This window comes from Veillonella sp. CAG:933, assembly GCF_000431435.1.
Classification (GTDB): Bacteria; Bacillota; Negativicutes; order Veillonellales; family Veillonellaceae; genus Veillonella_A.
Map to the genome: position 1 here is coordinate 1 of NZ_HF986126.1, position 2,590 is coordinate 2,590.

Consider the following 2,590-nt stretch of genomic DNA (forward strand, 5'->3'; position numbering starts at 1 on the left):
AAAATTGTGTCCAATTTTTGGGGTGCAGTTCACTAGTTACGGCGCTTTTTTTATTTGTCAAAACCCCTCTCCCCCCTAAAGTCGCACTATCATGCAGGGCGTCTTTGAAGGAAAACTATTTCTACCTAAATATGCACACCGTTCTTGCGTATATTATAAAAAACATCCCTTCTTCGTAGAGCCTTTTTGCGAATGCAAAACCAGCCTGCGGAGAGGGGATGTTTTTTATTTTTTACCTAGAAGATATGTTTTTCTATTTAAGATCGCCGTGCATGATAGTGCGGAACAAATTCAATGCCACGGCCACCGGCTTTCCTTCATCCAAAGCAGTCGTAGCCTGACCGATAGCGCGACGGAAGGTTTCATACGTTTCTTCCGTACCGGATTTTTCTACCGCATCGATATCCATGTCCATGATGTATTTAAATAAGTCATGGATTTCATCGTTGCTCATCCCCTGCTCCTGCGCTACGGCAGTCTGTCTTTTAGCCCAATAATAACGGGCTTTTTCAGCCGGATCCGTTGGAACCGGATGTTTTGCATGTGTACAACTCATAGTATTTCCTCAATTCTTTTTAAAATTAATACCATCACAATATCTGAATTTAAATCTTATACTTTAGATTTATTATTTTGCATCTTTAATTACACTTAAGAAACTTGTGCCTACATCGCCTTTAAGACCGAAATTATCGAGTATGGTCTGCCCCACATCGGCAAAGGTATCGCGGTCGCCCAAAGCTATCGGTTTATTTAAACCTTGCCAATAGCCTAATAAAGGTACCAATTCGCGAGTATGGTCGGTCCCGTGCCAAGTAGGATCATTGCCGTGGTCGGCGGTGATTAGTAACAAATCATCTTCAGTGAGAAGATCCAAGAGTCCTCCCAGCTGGTAGTCAAAGTCTTCCAAGGCTCTTTTGTAACCCGGTACATTGCGGCGATGACCGTACATGCTGTCAAATTCCACAAGATTAATCATCATGAGGCCTTCTTTAAAGGTGCCGCCTAAGAGACGAGCCGCTTCGTTCATACCGTGACTGTTCGATTTAGTCGGATAGGATTCACTGATACCGACACGGGCATAAATATCGCCGATTTTGCCCACACCAATAGTCTGTAAATTATGCTGTTGTAGGATTTCCCAGTATAAAGTTTTTTCAGGCATACGACTGTAATCATGACGATTGGCAGTCCGCTTGAAATGGCCTAATTCACCCACAAAAGGTCTTGCAATGATACGCCCCACATAATAATCGCCGACACAGACTTTTTCACGGGTAATCTTGCAAATACGATACAGCTCTTCAAGAGGAATTACATCTTCATGAGCGGCAATCTGAAAAACGGAATCGGCCGACGTATAGACAATCGGTTTGCCCGTTTTCATATGTTCTTCGCCGAGGCGTTCAATAATTTCCGTGCCGGATGCTACTTCATTACCTAAATAGCCATAGCCCGTTTCACGGGTAAAGGCGTCCATAACTTCTTTCGGAAAGCCTTCATAAAAAGTCGGAAACGGCACATCCACAGGATGACCTAAAAGTTCCCAATGGCCGCTCGTCGTGTCCTTACCGCGACTGATTTCATGGAGTCGGCCGAAAAGACCGGTTACCGGTTCGTCATCGGCTTTAATATTCGCAATATTGGCCAATCCTAAGCGTTTTAAATTAGGACAACGTAAGGTTCCGCCGACCGATTCAATATGGCCCACAGTATTAGCCCCTTCGTCGCCAAAGGCACCAGCATCAGTCGCATGACCGATACCCACGCTATCCATAACCAATAATATAACTCGTTTAAACATAATACGCCTCTATTCTTTTCTTAAGTTAACTTAAGATACTGTTTATTTTATGTATGGCATAGCCAAAGCTAATGCCGCTAATGTTTTAGCGTCTTTAATTTCTTCCTTACGAATCGCTTCCATCAACTCGTCGAACGTGTAATATTCGAGTTCCACATATTCATCATCATCCCAATTAGTTTCACCCTTGCTAAGGCCTTTAGCCACATAGAGATGAATCACTTCATTACAAAAACCGGGACTTGTGGCAATAGCGCCTAAGGAAATCCATTCGGAAGCTTTATAACCCGTTTCTTCTTCCAATTCACGTTTGGCACAATGTAACGGGTCTTCCGCGCCGTCCAGTTTGCCCGCCGGGATTTCCAGTAAACCGCGATCCAAGGCATAACGGAATTGGCGTTCCATAACGATACGGCCTTGATCGTCAATCACAACGATGGCACTGGCACCTGGATGATGAACCACTTCACGCCAAGCTTCCTTGCCGTTTACATCGGCTACGTCAAAAGTAACTTTAATCAAACGACCGTCAAATTTCATTTCCGATGATATCTGTTTTTCTCTGTGCAAGCTCATAGGTATCTCCTCTTTGCTGATTTCACTAATTCTAAAATACGATTACCGGCGACTCTAACGCCCAACGCGCTCTGCCGGCTAAACAGTTTATATTGAAATATATTCTCTATTTATTGTATCACACAAAATCCAAAGGTAAAGCGATGAAAAGTTTATGCCCGCCTATTAACTAATTTCTATGGTTCTATAATTTATTTTGGGGCGCTAAAG

3 protein-coding genes are annotated in these 2,590 nt (G+C 43.3%); all 3 read right to left on the reverse strand.

Annotation, left to right across the window (positions count from 1 at the left end; genetic code table 11):
• Window positions 1–253 precede the first annotated feature (253 nt).
• Entirely contained in the window at window positions 254–556 is a 303-nt protein-coding gene (locus QZL64_RS01095) for a hypothetical protein (RefSeq protein WP_021840215.1), read from the reverse strand.
• A gap of 72 nt (window positions 557–628) precedes the next feature.
• A complete protein-coding gene (locus QZL64_RS01100) occupies window positions 629–1,804 on the reverse strand; it encodes a phosphopentomutase (protein ID WP_021840216.1) in 1,176 nt (391 codons plus the stop codon).
• Window positions 1,805–1,846: 42 nt separating this feature from the next.
• The gene (locus QZL64_RS01105) at window positions 1,847–2,380 is read right to left on the reverse strand and encodes an NUDIX domain-containing protein (protein ID WP_021840217.1); all 534 of its coding nucleotides are present in this window, start codon (window positions 2,378–2,380) and stop codon (window positions 1,847–1,849) included.
• Between the last annotated feature and the right edge of the window lie 210 nt (window positions 2,381–2,590).